The organism is Cellulomonas sp. P4_H4, from assembly GCF_056400865.1.
On record NZ_JBFUKL010000001.1, the window covers coordinates 402,848 to 425,234 of the forward strand.

Annotated in this window: 20 protein-coding genes and 1 tRNA gene; 11 read left to right on the plus strand and 10 right to left on the minus strand. The window is 70.1% G+C overall.

Annotated elements, in window-relative coordinates; genetic code table 11:
• Positions 1-5 precede the first annotated feature (5 nt).
• Both AC1DPN_RS02105 and AC1DPN_RS02110 read right to left on the minus strand, forming a co-directional pair.
• Positions 6-1,658, minus strand: a complete 1,653-nt coding sequence (locus tag AC1DPN_RS02105; RefSeq protein WP_477083062.1) for an ABC transporter substrate-binding protein — start codon at positions 1,656-1,658, stop codon at positions 6-8.
• A 137-nt stretch (positions 1,659-1,795) separates the two neighbouring features.
• On the minus strand, positions 1,796-3,067 hold the full coding sequence (locus AC1DPN_RS02110; protein WP_477083063.1) for a cation:proton antiporter: 1,272 nt from the start codon (positions 3,065-3,067) through the stop codon (positions 1,796-1,798).
• Between AC1DPN_RS02110 and AC1DPN_RS02115 the strand changes: the two genes are divergently transcribed.
• Positions 3,066-3,638 (plus strand): hypothetical protein, encoded by a 573-nt coding sequence (locus AC1DPN_RS02115; protein WP_477083064.1) that lies wholly within the window; start codon positions 3,066-3,068, stop codon positions 3,636-3,638. The two genes, AC1DPN_RS02110 and AC1DPN_RS02115, sit on opposite strands and share 2 nt — an antisense overlap.
• Before the next feature lie 13 nt (positions 3,639-3,651).
• Here AC1DPN_RS02115 and AC1DPN_RS02120 read toward each other — a convergent pair whose 3' ends face one another.
• Positions 3,652-4,218 (minus strand): N-acetyltransferase family protein, encoded by a 567-nt coding sequence (locus AC1DPN_RS02120; protein ID WP_477083065.1) that lies wholly within the window; start codon positions 4,216-4,218, stop codon positions 3,652-3,654.
• A gap of 153 nt (positions 4,219-4,371) precedes the next feature.
• Here AC1DPN_RS02120 and AC1DPN_RS02125 point away from each other — a divergent pair, with 153 nt between their 5' ends.
• The gene (locus AC1DPN_RS02125) at positions 4,372-4,599 is read left to right on the plus strand and encodes a DUF7455 domain-containing protein (RefSeq protein ID WP_477083066.1); all 228 of its coding nucleotides are present in this window, start codon (positions 4,372-4,374) and stop codon (positions 4,597-4,599) included.
• Between the two features lie 19 nt (positions 4,600-4,618).
• Here the strand turns inward: AC1DPN_RS02125 and AC1DPN_RS02130 are convergent, their stop codons facing one another.
• Together AC1DPN_RS02130 and AC1DPN_RS02135 are read right to left on the minus strand one after the other, a co-directional pair.
• Entirely contained in the window at positions 4,619-5,029 is a 411-nt protein-coding gene (locus AC1DPN_RS02130; protein WP_477083067.1) for a YkvA family protein, read from the minus strand.
• Between the two features lie 43 nt (positions 5,030-5,072).
• The gene (locus tag AC1DPN_RS02135) at positions 5,073-5,501 is read right to left on the minus strand and encodes a DoxX family protein (protein ID WP_477083068.1); all 429 of its coding nucleotides are present in this window, start codon (positions 5,499-5,501) and stop codon (positions 5,073-5,075) included.
• Between AC1DPN_RS02135 and AC1DPN_RS02140 the strand changes: the two genes are divergently transcribed.
• Positions 5,488-5,772: a hypothetical protein gene (locus tag AC1DPN_RS02140; protein ID WP_477083069.1), complete on the plus strand. Its 285-nt coding sequence runs from the start codon at positions 5,488-5,490 to the stop codon at positions 5,770-5,772. The two genes, AC1DPN_RS02135 and AC1DPN_RS02140, sit on opposite strands and share 14 nt — an antisense overlap.
• 120 nt (positions 5,773-5,892) lie before the next feature.
• The gene (locus tag AC1DPN_RS02145; RefSeq protein ID WP_477083070.1) at positions 5,893-7,767 is read left to right on the plus strand and encodes a putative bifunctional diguanylate cyclase/phosphodiesterase; all 1,875 of its coding nucleotides are present in this window, start codon (positions 5,893-5,895) and stop codon (positions 7,765-7,767) included.
• A gap of 10 nt (positions 7,768-7,777) precedes the next feature.
• On the opposite strand, the gene AC1DPN_RS02150 is transcribed toward AC1DPN_RS02145, so the two are convergent.
• A tRNA-Lys gene (locus AC1DPN_RS02150) sits at positions 7,778-7,850 on the minus strand.
• 290 nt (positions 7,851-8,140) lie between these two features.
• Here AC1DPN_RS02150 and AC1DPN_RS02155 point away from each other — a divergent pair.
• Positions 8,141-9,205 carry a DUF1214 domain-containing protein gene (locus AC1DPN_RS02155; protein WP_477083071.1) on the plus strand — a complete coding sequence of 355 codons (1,065 nt, stop codon included), beginning with the start codon at positions 8,141-8,143 and terminating at the stop codon, positions 9,203-9,205.
• 346 nt (positions 9,206-9,551) lie between these two features.
• Positions 9,552-11,102, plus strand: coding sequence for an outer membrane protein assembly factor BamB family protein (locus AC1DPN_RS02160; protein ID WP_477083072.1), 1,551 nt, complete (start codon positions 9,552-9,554; stop codon positions 11,100-11,102).
• 366 nt (positions 11,103-11,468) lie between these two features.
• Here the strand turns inward: AC1DPN_RS02160 and AC1DPN_RS02165 are convergent, their stop codons facing one another.
• Positions 11,469-13,256 (minus strand): PKD domain-containing protein, encoded by a 1,788-nt coding sequence (locus AC1DPN_RS02165; protein ID WP_477083073.1) that lies wholly within the window; start codon positions 13,254-13,256, stop codon positions 11,469-11,471.
• Positions 13,257-13,500: 244 nt separating this feature from the next.
• On the minus strand, positions 13,501-14,307 hold the full coding sequence (locus tag AC1DPN_RS02170) for a class I SAM-dependent methyltransferase (RefSeq protein WP_477083074.1): 807 nt from the start codon (positions 14,305-14,307) through the stop codon (positions 13,501-13,503).
• Between the two features lie 252 nt (positions 14,308-14,559).
• On the opposite strand from AC1DPN_RS02170, the gene AC1DPN_RS02175 reads away from it, so the two are divergent.
• Both AC1DPN_RS02175 and AC1DPN_RS02180 read left to right on the plus strand, forming a co-directional pair.
• Positions 14,560-15,123, plus strand: coding sequence for a dihydrofolate reductase family protein (locus AC1DPN_RS02175; RefSeq protein WP_477083075.1), 564 nt, complete (start codon positions 14,560-14,562; stop codon positions 15,121-15,123).
• Positions 15,124-15,206: 83 nt separating this feature from the next.
• Positions 15,207-15,695: a nitroreductase/quinone reductase family protein gene (locus AC1DPN_RS02180; protein ID WP_477083076.1), complete on the plus strand. Its 489-nt coding sequence runs from the start codon at positions 15,207-15,209 to the stop codon at positions 15,693-15,695.
• 26 nt (positions 15,696-15,721) lie between these two features.
• Here the strand turns inward: AC1DPN_RS02180 and AC1DPN_RS02185 are convergent, their stop codons facing one another.
• Complete coding sequence (locus tag AC1DPN_RS02185; RefSeq protein WP_477083077.1) at positions 15,722-16,414, minus strand: GntR family transcriptional regulator; 693 nt, start codon at positions 16,412-16,414, stop codon at positions 15,722-15,724.
• A gap of 114 nt (positions 16,415-16,528) precedes the next feature.
• Between AC1DPN_RS02185 and AC1DPN_RS02190 the strand changes: the two genes are divergently transcribed.
• From AC1DPN_RS02190 to AC1DPN_RS02200, 3 genes are all read left to right on the plus strand, one after another.
• A complete protein-coding gene (locus tag AC1DPN_RS02190; RefSeq protein ID WP_477083078.1) occupies positions 16,529-19,309 on the plus strand; it encodes an FAD-binding and (Fe-S)-binding domain-containing protein in 2,781 nt (926 codons plus the stop codon).
• A 49-nt stretch (positions 19,310-19,358) separates the two neighbouring features.
• Positions 19,359-19,994 carry a cysteine hydrolase family protein gene (locus AC1DPN_RS02195; protein WP_477083079.1) on the plus strand — a complete coding sequence of 212 codons (636 nt, stop codon included), beginning with the start codon at positions 19,359-19,361 and terminating at the stop codon, positions 19,992-19,994.
• 164 nt (positions 19,995-20,158) lie between these two features.
• On the plus strand, positions 20,159-21,553 hold the full coding sequence (locus AC1DPN_RS02200) for a TrkH family potassium uptake protein (RefSeq protein WP_477083080.1): 1,395 nt from the start codon (positions 20,159-20,161) through the stop codon (positions 21,551-21,553).
• 226 nt (positions 21,554-21,779) lie between these two features.
• On the opposite strand, the gene AC1DPN_RS02205 is transcribed toward AC1DPN_RS02200, so the two are convergent.
• A complete protein-coding gene (locus AC1DPN_RS02205) occupies positions 21,780-22,349 on the minus strand; it encodes an NADPH-dependent FMN reductase (RefSeq protein WP_477083081.1) in 570 nt (189 codons plus the stop codon).
• Positions 22,350-22,387 lie beyond the last annotated feature (38 nt).

Here is a 22,387-nt window from a genome sequence, read left to right on the forward strand (position 1 = left end):
GCGGGTCAGCCCTTCGAGAGAGCCGCGTACCGGAACTTGAACGAGGCGTCGAGCGTGTCCTGCGCGCCGTCGACATCCTTGCCCACCACGGCGACCTGCGCGCCCTGGAGGAGCGGGACCGTCGAGAGGTCCTTGGCGACCGCGGTCTGGATGTCCTCGATGAGCGCGGTGCGGGCATCGGGGTCGACCGTCGTCGCCTGCTCCAGGATCATGTCGTTCACGGCCGGGTTGTCGTAGTGGTTGCTCAGGAAGTTCTCCGTGAGGAAGAACGGCGTGAGGTAGTTGTCCGCGTCCGAGTAGTCGGGGAACCAGCCGAGCTGGTACTCGGGGTAGACGTCAGCCGTGCGGTCCTTGGAGTACTGCACCCACTCGGTGGTCTGCAGGTTGACGGTGAACAGACCGTCCTTCTCCAGCTGGTCCTTGATCTGCGCGTACTCGTCGGCGGACGACGGGCCGTAGTGCTCGCTGGAGTACTGCAGGTTGAGCACGACCGGAGTTTCGACGCCGGCGTCCTCGAGCGCGGCCTTGGCCTTGTCGGCGTCGGGGCCGCCGTCGCCGTCGCCGTACATGTCCTTGAGCGGCTCGATCGCGCCGGTCAGGCCGGCGGGGACGTAGGAGTACAGGGGCGTGTAGGTGCCCTTGTAGACCTGGTCCGCGATGGCGGCACGGTCGACGAGGTCGGCGACGGCCGAGCGGACGGCGAGCGCCTTGTCGGCGTCGGCCTCGGGCGTCGTCGCGCCGAACGGCATCGTGTTGAAGTTGAACGTGATGTACCGGATCTCACCGCCGGGACCGTCGACGACCTTGACGTTGTCGTCCGTCTTGAGGTCGGCGATGTCCGTGGACGTGAGGCTGCGGAAGGCCACGTCGATGTTGCCCTGCTGCACGTCGAGCTTCAGGTTCGACGAGTCCGCGTAGTACTTGGCGTTGACCACGTCGGTCTTCGGTGCGCCGAGGATGCCCTGGTAATCCGGGTTCGCCTTGTACGAGATCAGGTTGTTGAAGTCGTAGTCGGTGATCGTGTACTGACCGGCGAACGCGTTCCCGGCGACGATGTCGTCGTCCGGCGTCAGCGCGTCGGCCGCGAAGACCTCTTCGTCGACGATCGGGCCGGCGGGGCTCGACAGGATCTGCGGGAAGACCTGGTCGTTGGCGGACTTCAGGTGGAAGACCACCGTGGTGTCGTCGACCGCCTCGGTGGTGTCGAGGTTGTAGAGCAGCGACGACGGGCCGTTGTCGTCCTTGATCGCGACCTGGCGGTCGAACGTGAACTTCACGTCGGACGCGGTGAGGTCGTGGCCGTTGGCGAACTTCAGGCCGGGCTTGAGCTTGACGGTGTACTCCGTCGGCGCCGTGAACTCGGCGGACTCCGCGATGTCCGGCTCCACGTCGGGGCTGCCGTACGGCGTGTTCATGAGGAACGGGAAGACCTGGTTCTGCACGGCGAACGAGCCGTTGTCGTACGAACCGGCCGGGTCGAGCGTCGTGACCTTGTCCGTGGTGCCGACGACCAGCGAGCCCGATGCGCCGCTGTCTGAGGTGCTGCCGCCGTCTCCGCCGTCGTCGTCGTTGCTTCCGCAGGCGGTCAGGACGAGGGCGACCGCCGCAAGTCCGGCTGTCGCCACAATCATGCGGCGGTGGGGTGCCAAGGAGGTCATGCGCTACTACCTCTTCTGTCGGAGTCGCGGGCATGGTTCAACCGCTACTGGTTCTCGGTGGGCTATGGGTAGCACACCGATGTTGCCAATATGAAGAGGTTCCTACTGCTAAGTAACGTCTGGGTGTCGATGGAGTCTCAATCGTTATCGGCGGTAGCGAGCGGGAGCCCGTCGGCGTCGAGCGCCTCTGGGTTGTCGGACCGCACGCCGAGCCGTGCCGCCACGAACGGCCCGGTGAGCCCGTAGATGACCGCCGTGGCCAGCACCACCCCGAACACGACCGGCACCAGCTGGGGGAACGGCTTGCGTGCATCCTCGAACTGCAGAGCGAACAGGCTCGCGGTCGACGCCGCCACGATGCCGCGTGGCGCCATCCACCCGACCATGCCGCGTTCTCGTCGGGACAGCACGGTGCCTGACGTGGCGAGCCAGGCGACCGCAGGTCGCACGACGAGGACCAGCAGGGCGACGAGCACGAGCGTCGCGGGCGCGTACCGGAGGAGCGCATCGAGGTCGACGCGGGCAGCCAGGAGGATGAACAGCGAGCCGATGATCAGGACGCCGACATGGCTGCCGAACTCGTGCAGCGCACCGAGCGCGACGAACCGTTGGTTGGCCAGTGCGACGCCGAGGGTCGTCGTCGCCCAGAGGCCGGACTCCTCGAACATCGCCTCGGCGGACGCGAACGCCGTGAGCGCGAGCGCGAGCGCGAGCGCGACCTGCATCGACGCGGGCACCCGGGCGAACCGGACGAGGACCAGGTAGAGCACGGCGGTGAGCAGGCCGACGACGATCCCGGTCAGGCCCGTCTGGAAGAGGCCGGGCGGGTGCTCGTGCAGGGCGACGTGAGTGATGGCGAGCGCGACCGTCGCGCCGATCGGGTCGATGAAGATGCCCTCGAACGCGAGCACCGACTCGAGTGGTTGCTTGGGCCTGATCACCGCGAGCAGGGGGCCGACGACGGTCGGTCCGGAGACGATCAGGATCGCGCCGATCACTGCGGCACGCGCGACCGAGAGGTCGAAGATGACGTACGTCAGCACCGACGCCCCGAGCCCCGTCAACGCGGCGCCGACCGTCACGAGACCGAGCACCGGCCGTCGCGCGCCACCGCTCAGCCGCCGGAAGTCGAGCTTGAGCGCCTCCTCGAACAGGAGCACCGAGACCGCCATCGAGACCAGCGGGAAGAGGTCGTCGCCGAGCAGCTCGTCCGGGTCGACCCATCCCAGGACCGGGCCGACCAGCAGGCCCAGGAGCAGCAGAAGGATGATCGACGGGATGTGCGTCGCCCTGCCGAGCAGCTGACCGAGAACGCCGAAGAGGACGATCGCGGCGATGCCGCCGGTGAACGCGAGCTCCATGAAGCCATCATGGAGGTGATCCGTCGTCGAGACCCGGAGCGTGGCCATGCTGTTGGACCGTCGCACGGCCGACGGCATCGCCGACGGCTCGGTCGCCCTCGCGTTCCGGCGGTGGGCGACGCCCCGCGTCCGGGCGGGCGGCTCGTTCCTGTCGGTCGTCGGCGTGGTGCGGGTCGGGACGGTGTCGCAGGTCGACCCGGCCGCCGTGAGTCTCGACGAAGCACGCGCGGCCGGTGCGTCGTCGGTCGACGAGGTGGTCGGTGGCCGGACCGAGCTGCCTCTGTTCCGGGTCGAGGTGTCGTGGGGCGGACCGGACCCTCGCGACGCGCTCTCGTCGGACGCGTCGTTCACCGCGGAGGCGCTCGCGGAGGTTACCGCGACACTCGCCCGCTGGGACGCCCGCACCCCGTGGACGCGCGAGACGCTCGAGCTGATCCGGGACAGGCCGGCGACGCGTGCACCCGACCTGGCGGCCTCGGTCGGCCGCGAGACGGCCCCCTTCAAGCGTGACGTCCGCAGGCTCAAGGAGCTCGGCCTGACCCACAGCCTCGAGGTCGGCTACCGGCTGTCGCCGCGCGGGCAGGCCTACCTCGAACGTCGGGAGGCATCCGCGAGCTGAGGCCGACCGGTGCTCAGCGGAGCTCCCGGCGCATCACCACCCGTTCCCTGCCGCCGCTGTGCGCGGTCGTCTCGGACGCGACACGGAAGCCCCCGGCCTCGAACAGGCGACTCGTGCCGACGTAGCCCGAGATGACGTCGACCCGGCCGAGCTCGTCGACGACCACCGGGTACCCCTCGACGACCGTCGCGCCGTTCCTGGTCGCGTGAGCCACCGCGCCGGCCAGCAGCTCGTGCATGAGCCCTTGCCGTCGGAAACCGGCCCGCACCACGAAGCAGACGATGCTCCACGCGTCGCGGTCGTCGACGAAGGGGATCGTCCGCGAGTTCATCAGGCGCCGGTACGTGCTGCGCGGCGCCACCGAGCACCAGCCGGCGACGACACCGTCGACGTACGCGAGCACCCCAGGCCCGGGCTCGGTCGCGCACTCGTCGCGCATGTACTGCGCGCGCTCGTCGGCAGGCACCGAGGAGTCCCGGTACGCCATGCACCAGCAGCCCCGGCCGCCGGGCTTCTTCACACCCACGACCTCGAAGAAGTCGTCGTATCGCCCGGTTGCGGGCAGCACCTCCACGGCCACCCGGCCCACGCTACGGTCCGCTACCGACATCGGCCCGGCGCAGTTCCCCGCTCAGCGAACACCGGAATCCTTCAGTTCGACCCGTCGTTCGGTCGATCAGTAGCGCAAGACGTGACGCGCAAGAAGTCCGCCCGAAGGATGAGGTAACCGCTGATGACCGCAGCCACCGTGCTCGAGACAACCCCCACCGCGACCCTGACCCGCCAGGACCGCTGCGACCGCTGCGGTGCGCAGGCCTACGTCAAGGCGATGCTGGGCGACGACCTCGAGCTGCTCTTCTGCGGCCACCACTACCGCGACCACGAGGTCAAGCTCGCGGCAGCCGGCGCGGTCATCGTGGACGAGCGCCACCGGATCGACGAGCAGCGCGCGGACGCCTGAGCGGCGGCGCGCGTCGCGGCTAGCCGTGCCCGGTGCCCGTCCCGATGAGCCGGAGGACGGCCGCGAGTCCCTCTGGTGAGCCCGGCCAGTGCCTGCTCACAGCCTCGGGGCCGGCGCGTCGAGCGACGCTGCGCAGCACGAACGCGACGATGATCGCGTCGTCCGCGTAGCCGAGGACCGGGATGAAGTCCGGCACGAGGTCGATCGGCAGCGCCAGGTAGACGAGGAGCAGCCACAGCCGGGTCCGGACGCCGCGGGGCAAGGACGGGTCGCCCGCCAACCGCTTCAGGAGCCGCACGACGTCGGGGAGCAGCCGGAGCAGCTCGCGCAGAGACGCGTTCTCCGGGGCCAGGCGCCAGAGCGCCACGAGCAGAGCGACCCACAGCAGCACGACCCCGAGCAGCGCCGACGCGGCGACCCGCCACCACATCAGCTGCTGACCCTCACGGCTCGACAGTAGACACGCGTCGAGGTCAGGCGCGCGCCCTTCTCCGCAGCGCGTGCAGGGCGCCGGTCGACCACAGGGCCCACGCGACGAGGGCGGGCTGGAAGAACAGGCGGGCCAGCCGGCGCCCGTCGGTGTCCAGCCCGAAGCCGTCCTTGCGCTCGAGCCACTGACCGACGTTGCCCGGGAAGATCACGACGAAGAACGCGGCTGTGAGGAGCCCGACCGCCGTCCGACGGCGCGACAGGACGAGGCTCGCGCCTAGCCCCACCTCGACCGCACCCGACGCGAGGACGGTGACGTCGTCGTCGAGCGGGAACCAGCCAGGGACCTGCGCACGGAACTCGTCGCGCGCGAAGGTCAGGTGGCTGATGCCCGCGAACAGCAGGCTGAGGCCGAGCAGGACGCGGGCGATGCGTCGGGACGTCGGGTCGTCGGTCTGGATGCGTCGGGTCATCCCTGAGGTTCTCGCACCTGCGGCCCGCTCGCCCAAGATGCGGCGCTCGCGCGCCGTGGGGGTCACGCACGAGCTCGGGCCGCAGAAGGACAACAGCGCGATCAGCCAGCTCTCGATGCGGCTCAAGGCCCAGCAGGGCGCGCAGCACCAGCTCGTCGTCCTCAACGATCAGAGCGCCGAGCTGACGATCTCCCTCGCCGCGGTGTGGGCGTCTGCGACCTGGGTCGAGGGCGACGAACCTCCTGCCCCGGTCGGTCTGCGTCGCCGCTGACCGCAGCCGCGCTGACCTGGACGGTCGCATCCACTCAGGACCTGGACCACACCGGTCGATGTATACGACGTGACTAGCTGGCGTCTTCGACCTGTGCCCGGGTGGCTGCTCGGCTGCGCCGTGGCTGTCGTCGTCCTGGCGGCAGCGCTCGTCGGCGCGCAGCTGGCGTCCCATGTCGAGCAGCGTGCTGTCCGGCAGGCAGGTCTGACGGCGCAGACGGTCGTCGCCATGGCGGTCGAGCAGAACGTCACCTCCAGCGACCTGGAGGGTTCCGACCCGCTCACGCCGTCGGTGGCGGCGACGATGAACACCAACGTGAACGTCCTGAGCGGTCGAGGTCTGCTGTACGGCCTGGAGGTGTGGCGGCTCGACGGGACGCTGCTCTTCGCCGACGCCGGGCACCCCGTGGACGAGATCCGCATGCCGCTGGACGAGCGACAGCGCGCGGCCAGGGAGCCCATGTTCACCCAGCCTGGTGACCGCTCGGTCGACGGCCAGGACACGATCGAGGTCTTCGTCGCCTACGACGCCGACGAGGACGGGACTGCCGATGCGACTGTCGAGGCCGTTCTGCCCTCCGTGCGCGCGGAGGTCACGCAGGACATCCTGCGGCTCTACGCGGCGCTAGGCCTGGCTGCGCTGCTCGTCGGCACCGGCCTCGTCCAGACGAACCGCCGTGCGCGGAGCCGCCAGAAGGAAGCGCTGCGGGACCCCCTGACCGGGCTGGGCAACCGGCTTGCGCTGGCGCAGGCGGAGTCGTCGCTGCGTGGCCACGAGGTGTCGGGCCTGCTGCTGCTCGACCTGGACCGGTTCAAGGCCGTCAACGACACCTTGGGCCACCAGGCCGGCGACGCGCTTCTCGTGCAGGTGGCCCACGTGCTGACCCGCCTCGCGCGCCAGACGGACCTGGTGGTCCGGCTCGGCGGCGACGAGTTCGCGGTCCTGATCCGCGACATCGCCACCCCCGGGGCCGCCATGGCGGTGGCGCGCCGACTCGTCGACGGGCTCGACGGAAGTGCCTTCACCGTCGAGGGCGTGCTCCTGGACGTCCAGGCCAGCGCGGGGCTGGCAATCCTTCCCGACGACGCTCCCGACGTCGCCGGCCTGCTGCAGCGCGCCGACATCGCCATGTACGCCGCCAAGCGCTCGGGCTCCCGCGTGGTGCCCTACAGCTCCGAGGTGGACCCGCACGACGTCGTCCAGCTGCAGCTGCTCGCCGAGCTGCGACAGGCGATCGACCACGACGAGCTGGTGCTGCACTACCAGCCGAAGGCCGAGCTCGACTCGAGCGAGGTGCTCTCGGTCGAGGCGCTGGTGCGGTGGGCTCATCCGCGGCACGGACTGCTGCAGCCCGTCTCCTTCATCCCCATGGCCGAGCCGACCGGTCTGATCCACCCGCTGACCGAGTGGGTGCTCGACCGTGCGTGCCGTCAGGCGGTGCAGTGGCGGTCCGCCGGCCGTCCGTTGGCGGTCGCGGTGAACATCAGCCCTCGATCCCTGGTCGGCGGGGACCTGCCCGCGATGGTGATGGAGACGCTCGTGCGGACCGGCCTGCCGGCGCACCTGCTCGAGCTGGAGATCACCGAGACGGCCGTGATGGCCGACCCCGCGGCCGCCACCGCGGTGCTGCACCAGCTCGCCGCCATGGGCATCCGCGTCTCGCTGGACGACTTCGGCTCCGGGTACACGTCCATGGCGCTGCTGTCGACCCTCCCGGTGCACGCCCTCAAGATCGACCGCACCTTCATCACCGGCATGCTCGGTGAGCAGCAGGACGCCTACGTGGCGGAGTCGCTGCTCACGCTGGCGCACCGCTTCGGCCTCCGGGTCGTCGCTGAGGGCGTCGAGACGCCCGACGTCTGGGACCGCCTGCGCGAGCTCGGGTGCGAGCAGGCCCAGGGCTACCACCTGGCCCGCCCCATGCCCGCCACGCAGCTCGATGCCTGGCTCCTGCAGCGCACGTCGCCCAGCAGTGCGTCGGTCGGGGCGTCCTGACCGGTCACGGTGGGCCCCGTGGGGATCGAACCCACAACCCGCGGATTAAAAGTCCGCTGCTCTGCCAATTGAGCTAGAGGCCCGGGAGATCAGGGTTTCAATCCGTAGAACCCTCCGTACAACTCCGGTGTGGTTCGCCTGCTCCCGCTCGCCGATGGTAGTCGGCCTGCGGGCATCGCAGCGTGCCCCAGTCCCCAACAGTGCGTGGGTCGCGGGGCTCGTACTCTGTTCAGTTGTTGTCGTCGAAGCGGGCCTGCTCCGACAGCGTTCAACGGTGCGTGCCGAAGAGATCGGCGCAATCGACTCCTGTGACGCCAACGCGACCTGCCGGAACCGTGGTTCTGCCTGATCGGAGGCGCACCCCAAGAGGACTTTGACTTCTCTGCAGGAGTTGACCCAGGGATCGTCCCGTCGAGCATCGGGCCCTCGAGCCACTCAGCTGCAGGTGGATACGCTGCAAACTCGAGCGTTTTCTACCGATGGGGAGTCCTCCATGGCGATTGCGGTGACCGAAGACAACTTCGTGCGGGCCGAGACCAACCGCATGCTCGTGGGCCTACAGGCCGAGTCCGGCGGGTTGAACCGCTGGAAGCACCACCGAGAGCCGGTGCCGGTGGACGAACAGACGGTGATCCGTACGAACCGCGACACCCTGTACAGCTTCGCCGTCGTGAACATCTCCGCCGGGGCCGCGGTCTCCATCCCAGACGCCTCCGGCAGGTACCTGACGGTGATGGTCGTCAACCAGGACCACTACATCAACCGGGTCTTCACGGAGCCCGGCGAGTACGTGCTGACCATGGACGAGTTCGACACGCCGTACGTGCTGCTGGCCGCCCGCATTCTGGTCGACCCCACCGACCCGGACGACATCTCCCAGGTCCACGGCCTCCAGGACGGCTTAGCCCTCAGCGCCGATTCCGACGAGCCTCTCGACCTCCCGGACTACGACGACGAGTCGTTCACGGCGGTCCGGTCAGCTGTGCTCGCCGAAGCATCGAAGGGCCTCCACGGCACCCACGGCATGTTTGGTACGCGCAACGAGGTCGACGTTCACGCCCATCTGCTCGGCACCGCCGCAGGCTGGGGCGGGCTGCCCGAGCGCGAGGCTTACTACGAGAGCCGCGAGCCGAACCTGCCGGTTGGCCGATACACGATCACAGCCGCGGCCGTTCCCGTAGAGGCGTTCTGGTCCATCACCGTCTACGGCGCCGACGGATTTCTCCATGCGAACGAGCTGGACGCCTACAGCGTCAACAGTGTCTCTGGCTCGAAGAACCCGGACGGCTCGATAACAGTGACCTTCGGGGGTGACGCCATCGACCTGAACCCGCTCCCCGTCCAGGACGGGTGGAACTACACCGTTCGGATGTACCGGCCACGGCCGGAGATCCTGGACGGGACGTGGAGATTCCCCGAGATCGACGCCGCCAGCTGAACCTGGACGTGAGGTAACAGAAGCATCGTCGGGAGCTTCCCGGACGAGGGACAGGGTGGCCACCGGGGGAAGCGCGTCGCGGTGTACGCGAGCGTCCACCTGTGGTGCTCGCCGGCGCGCGATACCACTGGTGGCGAGTGGGGACGCCCTCCGCACTCGGAGCCATTCCGGGAGTGCGGAGAACCCGTTCTGGTACCGACGACTGGCGCGATCCAGCCGCCCGCGGTGCAGCAGGTACGGATTGGAAGACTGATCCCCCAGAGGCCCGGGGGATGCGTGGTTTGATCCGTGGAACCTTCGGGGGTAGTTCCCCGGGCGACCATCTGCGACGCAATATCATCGCCGGATGGCACGCGGGGGCGGCATGGAGGACATCGAGCTCGTCGACGCCGTGAGCGAGGGCGCCGCGGTGGACGACGAGGGGGGTGTCCCGGGACCGCCTCGTCGACACCGCCGATGGTGGCTGATACCTGCCGCAGCGGCGACCGTCGTGCTCGCGCTCGTCGCCTACCAGGGCATCACCGACGCACGTCAGCGGTCGCTGCTCGCCGGCCTGACCGACGTGCCCGGGGTGCTCGACCCGATCGAGCCCGACCTGCCGATCCGCTGGGACATCGCCGGCGCGTCGACCCAGGCGGCCGCGGGCGGGATCGTGGCCGACGGGGCGGCGATGAACATCGTGGTCGACCCGGACGGCGCGCAAAGGGTCGCTGCCATCGACCTCGCGACGGGTGCAGAACGCTGGTCGACCGTCGTGTACGGCCCGAACGCGGGTCTGGCGAAGGCGCGCGAGGGCGAGGGTGATGCGTCGTCGGGGCACTGCCTGCCGGTCGGACCCCGGGCGGTGGACCCGACCTTGCTCGCGTGCATGGTCAGTGACGGGTTCGAGACGAACGGCCTGTACGAAAGGGTCCCCGCGACCGAGACGCTCGTGCGGGTCCTCGACACTCACGACGGGCACGAGATCGCGCAGTGGCCAACGAGCGAGGCCGGGATGGCCATCGCAGGCGGCCATGTCGTCCTGGCCCTCTGGGCCGACAACGGGATCGACGTCGCCGCGTACGAACCCAGCTCGGGCGAGACGGTGTGGTCCCGGCACCTCGACGTCCCCCCGATTGCGATCCGCCCCAGCTACGTGCCGTCGGTCCAGAGCGCCGCCGGCCTCATCGAGGTCAGCTCAGGCAGCTGGGCGATGCGGCTCGACGAGGACGGCGTGCCGCTGGCGGTGCAGCCCGAGCGGGACGCGTCCATGGATGGCAGCTCGATCGTCGAGGCTCCCGTCGCCGACCGCTTCCTCGCGGTCACCCACAGCAGCAGCGGGACGAGCACGCAGCTGCTCGGCGCCGACGGCACGGTGGAGCACGACCTCTCGGGCGACCTGGTCTACCCGGCCGTCGACGACGGCAGCCTGCCCGACCTGATCCTCACGCTGCCCACGCCCTCGGCAGCCACGGACGGTGGCGAGGAGGCGGTCCGGGTCGGCTCGCTGCGCGGTTCCGACGCGACCACGGGCCGGACCCTCTGGACGGCCGACATCTCGACGAGCGGGTACGGCGCACTCGTCCTGCTGGGGCGTGTCTACGTGCTCGCAGGTCAGGGGATCGACGTTCTCGACGGGCGCTCGGGCAGGCTGCTCTGGACCGTCGAGCCGTCCGACGGCGTCACCTACGGCAGCATCATGACCGACGGTCGTGCCCTCCTCGCCGTGCGGAGTCCGGGCCAGGCGGGCGGCGACCGGATCGACGCGTACTCGCTGACCGGCCCGGACCAGGTCTGGAGCGCGCCGATCCCTGCGGGTCTCATCGAGGTTCGTGGTGTCGGCACCATGCTGGTCGGCCTGGCCTACGCCGGGGCGCAGCACTACACCGACGTCGTGCGGGTCGCTCGACTCGGCTGACGCGCGCGGTCAGGATTCGGGACCGCCCGCCCTTCTTCAGACGTTCGTCCGGTGCGCACCGAACGCCTGCGTCTCCTACTCGTCCTGTCCCAGCTCTGTGTCGCTGCGATCGCCGCGTCGTAGCCGCCGACGAACACGTCGACCGGGCCCTCGTCGGCGTAGGTCGTCCCGTTGGCGTTCAGGGTCAGACCAAGCACGGCCAGGTACACCCCGGCCGGCAGGTCGCCGCCCCCGCCCAGGCAGGGCAGGTCGACAGTCAAAGAACGTGCGGACGGTCGGGTTGGTTGGTCCCGGGGCGTGACAACACCCGATCGGGTCACCCTGAAGCCCGGCGGGGAGCTGCGGCTGTCGGCGGGACGTGACGAATCAGATGTTGGTCCGGGTGACGACGGCCCCGTCCTGGTAGGTGTTGCCGCGCAGGTCGAGAGCGTAGGCAGTCGGGATGCGCACCGCGCAGCCCGCGTACTGCATGCCGCGACCGAACACGTTGTTCAGCACGGCCATCCCGGTCGGCGCGCCGTACGTCGAGGCGGCCTCGTTGATCGTGCACGCACCGTCGTCGAGGTAGTTGCCCGAGATCGACAAGTTGGTGACGGGCCCGGTGCCCTGGGTCACCATGAAGGCCGCGTTGTGCGAGCCGGTGATCGTCGAGTGCCGGACGGTGATGTTGGAGCCCGACTGGATCTGCACCGAGTCGCTGTGGCTCGGGCCGCCGTTCCAGTTCGGGTCGCTGTAGTAGTGCGCGTTGTCGTGCATCCAGGAGTCCTCGACGAGGACGTTCGATCCATGGATGTGGACGGTGTCGATCACGTTGGCGATCTCGACGCGGCGCAGCGTGAAGTTCCAGCCCTTGACCCCGTCGACGTTCGGGCTCATCGTCTGGGCGACCAGCGTGGAGTCCTCGATGGTCACCGAGTAGGCGTCGCCCTGGACCCGGACCAGGTCGTTCCTCTCGGGGACGGCCGCGCCGCGGATGTAGGAGTTGCGGATGACGACGTTCTTGGCCCTGACCGACACGTAACCGCGGATGTCCCAGCCGTCGATGACGGTGCCGTCCGTGGTGACCGCGACGTTGCCCAGGACGACCTTGGTGATGGTCTTGCCGGCCGGAACGCCGGTGTTGTCGGCGCTGGGCATGGCCGCGAGCTGCGGCGTGACGGTCTTGGTCGTCGAGTGCTTGGCACCGGAGTTGTCGGTGACCGTGAGTGTCACCGACTTCTGCCCGGCGGTCAGGTACTTGTGCGACGTCCGCTGACCGGTGCCTGTGGTGCCGTCGCCAAAAGCCCAGGCCCACGAGGCGATCGTGCCGTCGACGTCGCTGGAGGCGGTCCCGTCGAGCGTTGCACTCGCGCCGGTGACCGTTGCACTGAACTGTGCCGTGGGCACGTAGTTGGCCACAGACACGGGCTTGGTCGTCCGGGCCGCGAAGTTGTCGAACGTGAAGGTGATCGGCGCGTTGGTGACCGAACCCGCCAGGTACGCGGAGACGCCGACCGTTCCGGGCTCCGTCCTGGCCACGGCACTGACGCCCTTGACGGTCCACGCGGTCGGCTCGCTCGTGCCGGCGAACCAGACCTTCGTGCGCAGGGTCGTCGGGGCCGTTCCGATGACCTGGGTGCGCACCATGAGCTTGGTGCCGACGCCGAGCTTTCGAGGCAACGACACCAGGCCGATGGTCGCGGAACCGTCCAGAAGCGACACGGCGACCGTCGAGTCCGACCTCAGCCGAAGCCTCGTGCCGAGGTTCACCGTGCCGACGCGTCGGCCGACGACCGAGACGTAGCTACCGGTGCCGGTCTGCAACCGGTTGGTGCTGAGCGAGACCGTGACGTCGGTGTCGGTCGAGGAGACCCCGCCGAGGTAGGAGGAGAGCGTCGACCCCGCTCGCTGAACGGCGATCGTGCCGGCCGAGCCGTTGACCCGGTAGCTCGACGTCACCCCTGCATGCGTCCACTTCCCCCCGGCCCGGGCCGTGCCCCAACCCTCGGTCGACGTTCGTGTGAACGCGTCGGCCGCGAGCGTCGGCCACTCGTCGTGGTAGACCACCGGCGGCTGCGTGTCCGCGACCGAAGGGGGTGCCGCCAGGAGAAAGGTTCCGACCGCGACCGCGGAGACGAGGGTGCTCGTCAGCGATCGGCGGAAGATGCGAGGCATGAGTGGTGCTCCGTGACTGGACGACGATGGAGATCGGACTCGTTGCCCCCTTTTGGGAGGCTCTGTCACTCCATCGGCAGCGCAGACCGCCCTATTGATGTCGTCACGACGTGGTTCGCCCGTCTGGCGGGCAAGCTCTCACGCGAGACCCGGCCGCTGCGGGCGCTGGCCTGCGAGCGCGATGGGGGGTCGACGCGCGCGTTGTCCGGGCGTGTCGCGCAGGGTTCTCCTGCCGAGCGCTTCCTCAGGCCGTTGCCTGGACCAGCCAGACGCTGGCTTCCAGGCGGACCCCGTCGGACTCGGTGTGCCGAGCAAGGGCTGCTCTCACTTCGGCCAGTGCGCGGGCTTCGGCGATCTCGTCTGCGCCGTCCAGGAGCCGCCGACCGAGCGAACCGCTGCGCAGGAACGTCACGGCGTCCTCGGTGGAGCCCCCGCCTCCGACAAGGATCTTCGTGGTGACCGGTTCCAGCGCCACTGCTCTCCATCCCGCGGTGTCGAGCAGGTTCCTCACACGGTGCTCGTCGGAGAGGGAGAACATTCCGAGCCCGTCACGGTTCGTCAGGTCAGGAACCCCGACGAAGCGCGCGGCGGCTGCTCCGGGGACACGGAGCCAGGGCTGGTGCGCCAGGGGCCGCCACGAGATGAACGCCAGGCGCCCGCCGGGTCGGGCGGCGCGACGGAGATTCGTGAGAGCGGACACCGGGTCGGTGAAGAACATGAGCCCGAACCGGGACAGCACGGCGTCGAACGTGGATGGCAGGAACGCATGGACCTGCGCGTCGTCCTCGATGAACTCGATGTCGTCCCGACCGACGGCCCTCGTTCGCGCCAGACCGAGCATGGTCGGTGAGAGGTCGATGCCCGTGACCTTCCCTGGTCGAGCGAGGTCGGCCGCGGCGAGCGTGGTCGTGCCGTAGCCGCAGCCCACGTCGAGCACGTGCTCCCCGGGCCGGATGTCGATGGCCGACAGCAGGGCGGCCTGGAACGGCTCGTACATGCGGTCGTAGCGCTCGCGGTTGACGACCCAGTGTCGGGCGCCGGTCTCGTCCATGGTGGTCTCGCTTCTCGAGCGTGCCGTCGGGCGTGGCGGCCACAACGACGCGGACCCGACAAGTGTGCGCGCCACCTGAGGCGACGCGGCGTGTTCGTTGATCGGCGCGATCGTGCAGGCCGAGCTGGACGAGGTGATCTGACGCCGATCGACGTCGACGTCGACGTCGACGTCGATAAGGCAGGAGGCCGCTCGAGTTGCTCTCGCACCGTGCGCCGCGCACGGTGGACGGCGAGGGAGAGGAGAGAGGCGATGGCAGAGCTGCTGGTGGACTTCATCACGTCGCTCGACGGCTACGCGTCCGCGGAGGGCTGGCCGGGCTTCTGGGGCATGGAAGGTCCCGAGTACCTGGGGTGGTTGGACAGGGCACCCGAAGGTGACTACACGGTTCTGATGGGCGCGACGACGTACCGGGTGATGTCGGGCTTCGCGGCGTCGGACGAGCCCGGCGTCTCGCCGCTCACCGACGCCGACAAGGTCGTGTTCTCGTCGACCCTGACCGAACCGCTCGAGTGGGCCAACACGCGTCTGGTCTCGCAGGACGCGGTAGACGTCGTCCGGTCGATGAAGCAGGACGGCGCCCAGCTGCGCACGCTCGGCAGCCTGTCCCTGTGCCGCTCGCTGCTGGAGGCCGACCTCGTCGACCGCTTCCGGGTGGTCGTCTTCCCGGTCATCACCGGGGCGACGGGGCAGGAGCGGATCTACGACGGCTATCCCGACGTCCGGTTGGACATGGTCGCGAGCCAGACGTTCGACGGTCGGCTGCAGCTCCTCGAGTACGTGCCCACCGTCCTGAGCGGACCGCCGGTAGCCTGATTGCGCCCTTCGAGGCGCGCCTCGAAGGCCCGAGGCGGCGCCGTCACCTCGTGGACCGGCGCTCTGGGGACGGAGGACGGCTGGTGGAAGAGACCGGCGGTTCGAACCCGAAGGCACCGCGACTTCCGCCACGGTGGGTCGTCCGCACCTTCTGGGCCGTGCACCGCGCGTACTTCCGCCTGACCCGAGGGCGAGGCGTGTGGCGTCCGAAGCCGGGCAAGTGGGGGACCCTGGCCCTGACGACGGTCGGGCGGCGGACCGGTGAGCGGCGCACCGCGATCCTCGGGTACTTCGAGGACGGACCGAACCTGGTCACGCTCGCGATGAACGGGTGGGCGGCGCCGGAGCCCGCGTGGTGGCTCAACCTGCAGGCGCAGCCGGACGTGACCGTCGAGCTTCACGGGGGTCGTCGGGAGGTGCACGGTCGGGCGGCCGTGGGTGAGGAACGCGACCGGCTGTGGGTCCGGTGGCAGGAGATCGACGTCGGCCTCGACCAGCTCGCGGCCAGGCGGCCGTCGCCGACCGCGGTCGTCGTCCTCGAGCCACGGCACGAAGGCACTGCCGGCTGGTGACCTCGCGAGGGGTCGAGCGTTTCAGGTCAAGCCGGCAGAGCCGAGGAGTGGACGAACGCTTCCGGGCCTGCCTCGCCGCCGAGCGACGCGGCGAGCAGCTCACGGGCGCGCGCCAGGTGCTCGTCGAGCATGCGGGCCGCGCCGTCCGCGTCGCCGGCGCCGATGAGCTCGAGCAGACGGGCATGCTCGGCGACGATGATCTCCGGGCTCAACCGCTGCCGTCCCTGGAGCTGGCCCATGCAGAGCTTCACCTCGAACGCGAGCGAGTGGTACATCGCGCTGGTCCGGGTGCTGCCGAGCGCGTCGATCAGGCTCGTGTGGAAGCGCATGTCCGGCTCCACCACCGCGTACGAACCCTGGGCCCAGAGCGCGGCGATCTCGGCGTTGGCCTCCCGAGCGGACTCCGGCACCCGGCGCTCGTCGGCGAGCCGGCGCAGCACCTCGGACTCGAGGTAGGTGCGGGTCCGGTAGATGTCCCGCACGTCGTCCGGGCCCAGCTCGACGACCCTGGCCGTCTTGTGGTTGTTGCGGACCAGGACCTTCTCGGCGGTGAGTCGCTCGATCGCGGCACGGGCGCTTGCCCGGGCCACGTCGTACCGCGTGGCCACGTCCAGCTCGGTGAGCGGGGTGCCGGGCGCGAGGGCGCCGGTCACGACGAGGGTCCGCAGGTCGTCGACGACGGCGTCGACGAGGCTCGTCACCACGATCCCTCGCGCCATCTGCGTCCCTTCGCTGCGCCTCTTCGCTGAGTCACTGAAGAGTAAGGGGTGCTGACCTCTTGTCAGGTGAGTCTACTTGTCCGACAATCTGACGACACGTCAGATGGAGCTTCCATGATCTCGACGGCACCGACGCCGGACACGCTCGCCGCCCTGCTCGCGGGGTGCGTCGGCGACTCCGGACAGGTGCGCACGGACGAGCTGCTGCGCCGGGCCGTCGCCCACGATGCGTCGCACATGCTGCTCGTCCCACGGGCCGTCGTCGCCCCGCGGGACGCCGACGAGGTCGGGCGCCTGCTCCGCGCGACGGCCGTCGCCGGCGTGCCGCTGACGTTCCGTTCGGGCGGGACCAGCCTGTCCGGGCAGGCCGGGGGAGACGGCGTGCTCGTCGACGTGCGGCGCTACTTCCAGCAGATCGACGTGCTCGACGGCGGCGAGCGCGTGCGCGTGCAACCGGGAGTCACGGTCAGGCACCTGAACGCTCGGCTGGCCCGGTACGGCCGCAAGCTGGGGCCTGACCCGGCGAGCGAGGTCGCCTGCACGATCGGGGGCGTCGTCGCCAACAACTCCTCGGGGATGGCGTGCGGCACCGTCGAGAACAGCTACCGCACCCTGGAGTCGCTGGTCGCGGTGCTCCCGTCGGGGACGGTCGTCGACACGGGCGCACCCGACGCGGACGAGCGGCTGCGCACCCTTGAGCCCGACCTGTACGGGGGGCTGCACGCGCTGCGACGGCGCGTGCTCGCCGACCCCGCGTCCGTCGCGACGATCGCGCGACAGTTCTCGATGAAGAACACGATGGGCTACGGGATCAACGCCCTGGTCGACTTCGACACGGTGCCGCAGATGCTCGCGCACCTCGTCGTCGGCAGCGAGGGGACTCTGGCCTTCGTCGCCTCCGCGACGTTCCGCACCGTCCCGTTGCGTCCGCACGCCGCCGCCACCCTGCTGGTCTTCGACGACCTCACCTCGGCCAACCGGGCGCTGCCGGGCCTCGTGGCCACCGGCGCCGCGACGCTCGAGCTCATGGACGCGACCTCGTTGCGGGTCGGGCAGGGGTTGGCGGACTGCCCTGCCGCAGTCGCCGCGCTGACCGTCGACCGGCAGGCCGCGCTGCTCGTCGAGTACCAGGCGACCTCCGCCGACGAGCTCGCGCGCCTCGTCGAGGGAGCGCGCTCGGCGCTCGGACCCGCGCAGCCGACCACCGACGTCGTCGTGCGTCGCGACCTCTGGCGCCTGCGCAAGGGGCTCTACACGTCGGTCGCGGGGGCGCGCCGCAGCGGCACGACCGCCCTGCTCGAGGACGTCGTCGTCCCGGTCGAACGGCTGGCGGACACGTGCACGTCGCTGACCGGGCTGTTCGACCGGTACGCCTACGAGGACTCGGTGATCTTCGGGCACGCCAAGGACGGCAACATCCACTTCATGCTCACCGACCGGTTCGAGACGCGCGAGCAGCTGGCCCGGTACGCGGGATTTACCGAGGACCTGGTCTCGCTCGTGCTCGACAACGGGGGCTCCCTCAAGGCCGAGCACGGTACCGGCAGGGTCATGGCGCCCTTCGTCCGACGGCAGTACGGCGACGAGCTCTACGACGTCATGCGCGAGGTCAAGGCCCTGTTCGATCCGCGCGGGCTGCTCAACCCCGGCGTCCTGCTCTCCGACGACCCGCAGGCGCACCTGCGGCACATCAAGCTGGCGCCGCAGATCGAGCCGGAGGTCGACCGCTGCGTCGAGTGCGGGTACTGCGAACCCGTCTGCCCGTCGCGCGACCTGACGCTCACGCCGCGGCAGCGCATCGTGCTCCGTCGGGACATCCGCGCCGCCGAGCTGGCCGGTGACGCGACGACGGCCGAGCGGCTCGAGAAGGCGTACGAGTACCCCGCGGTGGACACGTGCGCGGTCGACGGCATGTGCGGCACCGCGTGCCCGGTCGGTATCAACACGGGCCTGCTGGTCAAGACCCTGCGCCGCGAGAACCTCCCCGCGCCGACCGCCGCCGTTTGGACCGTCGCGGCGAAGCACTGGGGGAGCACGACGGCACTGGCCTCGGCGGCGCTCACGGCGGCCCCGGCCCTGCCCTTCGTGTCGGCGGTCACCGCGGCCGGTCGTGTCCTGCTGGGCGCCGACACCGTGCCGCAGTGGTCCGCCGACCTCCCGCGCGGTGGCGCGTCCCGACGCCGTTCCCGGCCGTGGTCGCCACCCGATGCCGTCTACCTGCCCGCCTGCGTGAACGTCATGTTCGGCCCGGCCGAGGGCCCTGGGGTCCAGGTCGCGTTCGAGGATCTGTGCGCGGCGGCCGGTATCTCCTTGCTGGTTCCCGACGCCATCGAGTCGGTCTGCTGCGGCACCCCCTGGTCGTCCAAGGGGATCGCGGCGGGGCACGAGGCGATGCGAGCGCGCGTGCTGCCGCTCGTTCGCGAGGCCACCGACGGCGCCCGGCTGCCCATCGTCTGCGACGCGTCGTCGTGCACCGAGGGCTTCCGGCACCTGCTGGGCGACGAGTTCCGGGTGATCGACGTCGTGGCGTTCGTCGCCGAGCGCGTCCTGCCCGTGCTCGGGCCGTTCGAGCGGCTGTCCTCGGTGACGCTGCACCCGACCTGCTCGTCGACCCAGCTGGGCCTCGACCCGGCTCTGACGACCGTCGCGTCGGCGGTCGCCGAGACGGTCAACGTCCCCCTCGACTGGGGCTGCTGCGCGTTCGCGGGCGACCGCGGCATGCTGCACCCGGAGCTGACGGCGTCCGCCACCCGGCGTGAGGCCGCCGAGGTTGTCCGGCTCGACGCGCAGGCGCACGCTAGCTGCAACCGCACCTGCGAGCTCGGGATGTCGCGAGCCACCGGCGCCACCTACCGACACGTCGTCGAGCTGCTGGCCGAGCAGGCCCTCCCCTGATCCGCACCACCCGTTCCGCCCGTCCGCATTTCCAGCAAAGGAGCCAGAGATGAACCCGGAGACGACCGCACTCGTCCTGATCGAGTTCCAGAACGACTTCACCACCGAGGGCGGTGTGCTGCACGGCGCGGTCGAGGCCGTGATGCAGAGCACCGACATGCTCGCGCACGCCAAGACCGCCCTGGAGGCCACCCGCGCTGCGGGCGCCACGGTGATCCACAGCCCCATCTCCTTCCAGGAGGGCTACGGCGAGATCACGGCGCACCCCTACGGGATCCTCAAGGGCGTCGTCGACTCCCACGCCTTCGTCAAGGGATCGTGGGGCGCGGCGATCGTCGAGGACGTCGCACCCGTCGAGGGCGACATCGTCATCGAGGGCAAGCGCGGTCTGGATGCCTTCGGCTCGACGAACCTCGACTTCATCCTGCGGTCCAAGGGCATCACGACCGTGGTGCTCGCGGGCTTCCTCACCAACTGCTGCGTCGAGTCGACCATGCGCTCGGCCTACGAGAAGGGCTTCGAGGTCATCACCCTCACCGACTCCGTCGGCGCGACCTCGCAGGCCGAGCACGACAACGCCATCACGTTCGACTACCCGATGTTCTCGAAGCCGATGACGGCCGGCGAGTACGTCGCGACCCTGCGCGGCGCACCGGTGGCCGCCAACAGCTCGCGAGGCTACTGAGCGCCTCCGGGCGGCGGTGCGGTCACGCCACCGCACCGTCGCTCGGGAACACGCCGAACGGCGGCCACGTGCGTTGATCGGCCGGCCTCGTAGGCTCGGCAGGTCGGCACTCGTGCCGGCTTCGTGGGCCACCGGTCCGCGTCCTGCGCACGAGGTGGAACGCCATGGCCGTGAGACCGAGCTCGCCGGGTCGTCCGCGGCGCCCGTTCGTCGCCGGCTCCCACGGGCTGCGGCAGGGGTCGTCGCGGCCGCTGCAGGTGATCGTGGTCGCGTTCGCTGCCGGGATCCTGGTCGGCACGCTGCTGCTGATGCTGCCGATCGCCAGAGCCGGCCCGGGAGGTGCGCCGCCGCTCGTCGCCCTGTTCACGGCGACGTCGGCACTCTGTGTGACGGGCCTGACGGTCGTCGACACCGCGACGTACTGGTCGCCGTTCGGTCAGGTGGCGATCCTCGTGCTCATCCAGGTCGGCGGGTTCGGGGTCATGACCCTGGCGTCCCTGCTCGGCCTGCTGATCTCGCGGCGACTCCGGCTCGGCTCCCGCGTGCTGGCGGCCCGGGAGACGAAGAGCAGCGGACTGGGCGACGTGCGCGCCGTGCTGGTCGGCGTCGCCCTCATCAGTGTCACGGTCGAGGCCGTCACCGCGCTGGTCCTGACGCTGCGCTTCGCGACCGCCTACGACGAGCCGTGGACCACGAGCCTGTGGTGGGGCGTCTTCCACTCCGTCTCTGCGTTCAACAACGCGGGCTTCGCGCTGTTCAGCGACAACCTGATCGGCTTCGCCACCGACCCGTGGATCTGCCTGCCCATCGCGCTCGCCGTGATCATCGGCGGTATCGGGTTCCCCGTCATCCTCGAGGTCCTGCGCCAGCACCGTCGGCCGAGCCGGTGGAGCGTGCACACCCGGCTCACCCTCCTGATGACCGTCATCCTGCTCGTGGGCGGGACGCTGTTCGTGACGATCGCCGAGTGGGGCAACCCCGCGACGCTCGGCCCGCTGGATCCCGCGGGTCGGATGCTGGTCGGCTTCTTCCAGGCCGTGATGCCCCGGACCGCGGGGTTCAACAGCGTGAACCCCGCCGACATGAACACCGGCACGCTGCTCGGTGTCGACGTCCTGATGTTCATCGGCGGCGGGAGCGCGGGTACCGCCGGCGGCATCAAGGTCGGGACGTTCGCGGTCCTCCTGCTCGTGATCATCGCCGAGCTGCGCGGCGACCCCGATGCCGAGCTGTTCGACCGGCGGCTCTCGCCGGCGGTGATCCGCCAGGCCATCTCGGTCGCGCTCCTCAGCGTCGCTGCGGTCGTCGCCTCGACGCTCGCCATCGCGATGACCAGCCCGTTCACGCTCGACCAGATCCTGTACGAGAACGTCTCCGCGTTCGCGACCGTCGGCCTGTCCACCGGCATCACCCCGGACCTGGGTTCCGGTCAGCAGCTCATCCTCATCCTCCTCATGTTCGCCGGCCGGCTCGGCCCCGTGACCTTCGCGTCGGCGCTCGTCCTGCGCGAGCGGCGACGGCTCATCCGGCGCCCCGAAGGACGCCCGCTGATCGGCTGATGCCATCGCCCTGCTCTTCTTGCCGCGCGAGCGTGCCTGCTGCGACGGACGCGGCGAGGTCCACGTTCGTCGAGAGACGAAACACCCCGACGGGCAGCAGGACGAGTCCCACGACCGCCATCAGGATGCCGACCACGAGGGGGATCGCCGCGCGGTTCGAGATGGGGGAGTGCTCGGGCCTTCCTGCAGGGCGGACCTGGGCGCAGGAGATGTAGCGCCCTGCAGGTCACGACCGGGGAAGGACGGTCAGTACCCGCACGAGGTGCTCGCGGAACTCGGCCATGAATCTGCGCAGGACCGCCTCGGTAGCCTCCAGGAGCACGTCGCCGTCGTCGGAGAACATGTCCGGCGACCAGCGCAGGTACGCCTCGGGCGCCGTCATCTGACGCGCGTTGACGAAGCTGAGCACCCCGCGCAGGCTCTGCTGGGCCAGGGCCGTGCCGATGGGCCCGGTCGACATCCCGATCACGGCCGCCGGGATGTGGTCGAAGGAGTTCTGGCCGTACGGTCGCGACGCCCAGTCGATGGCGTTCTTGAGCCCGCCCGGGATGGACCGGTTGTACTCCGGGGTGACGAACAGGACGGCCTGGACGGAGTGGATCGCCGCCTTGAACGCGAGGGCCTCGGCAGGGAAGTCCTCGTCGTAGTCCGGGCTGTAGAGGGGCAGGTCCTTGATCGGGATCTCGCTGAGCTCGAGGTCGTCCGGGGCGAGGCGGACCCGCGCCTTCGCCAGCGTCCGGTTGATCGACGTCGACGACAGGCTCCCCACGAAGTACCCGACCTGATACGTCGTCACGGACTCACCCACCTCTCTGCTGGCACGCCGGGCGGGGT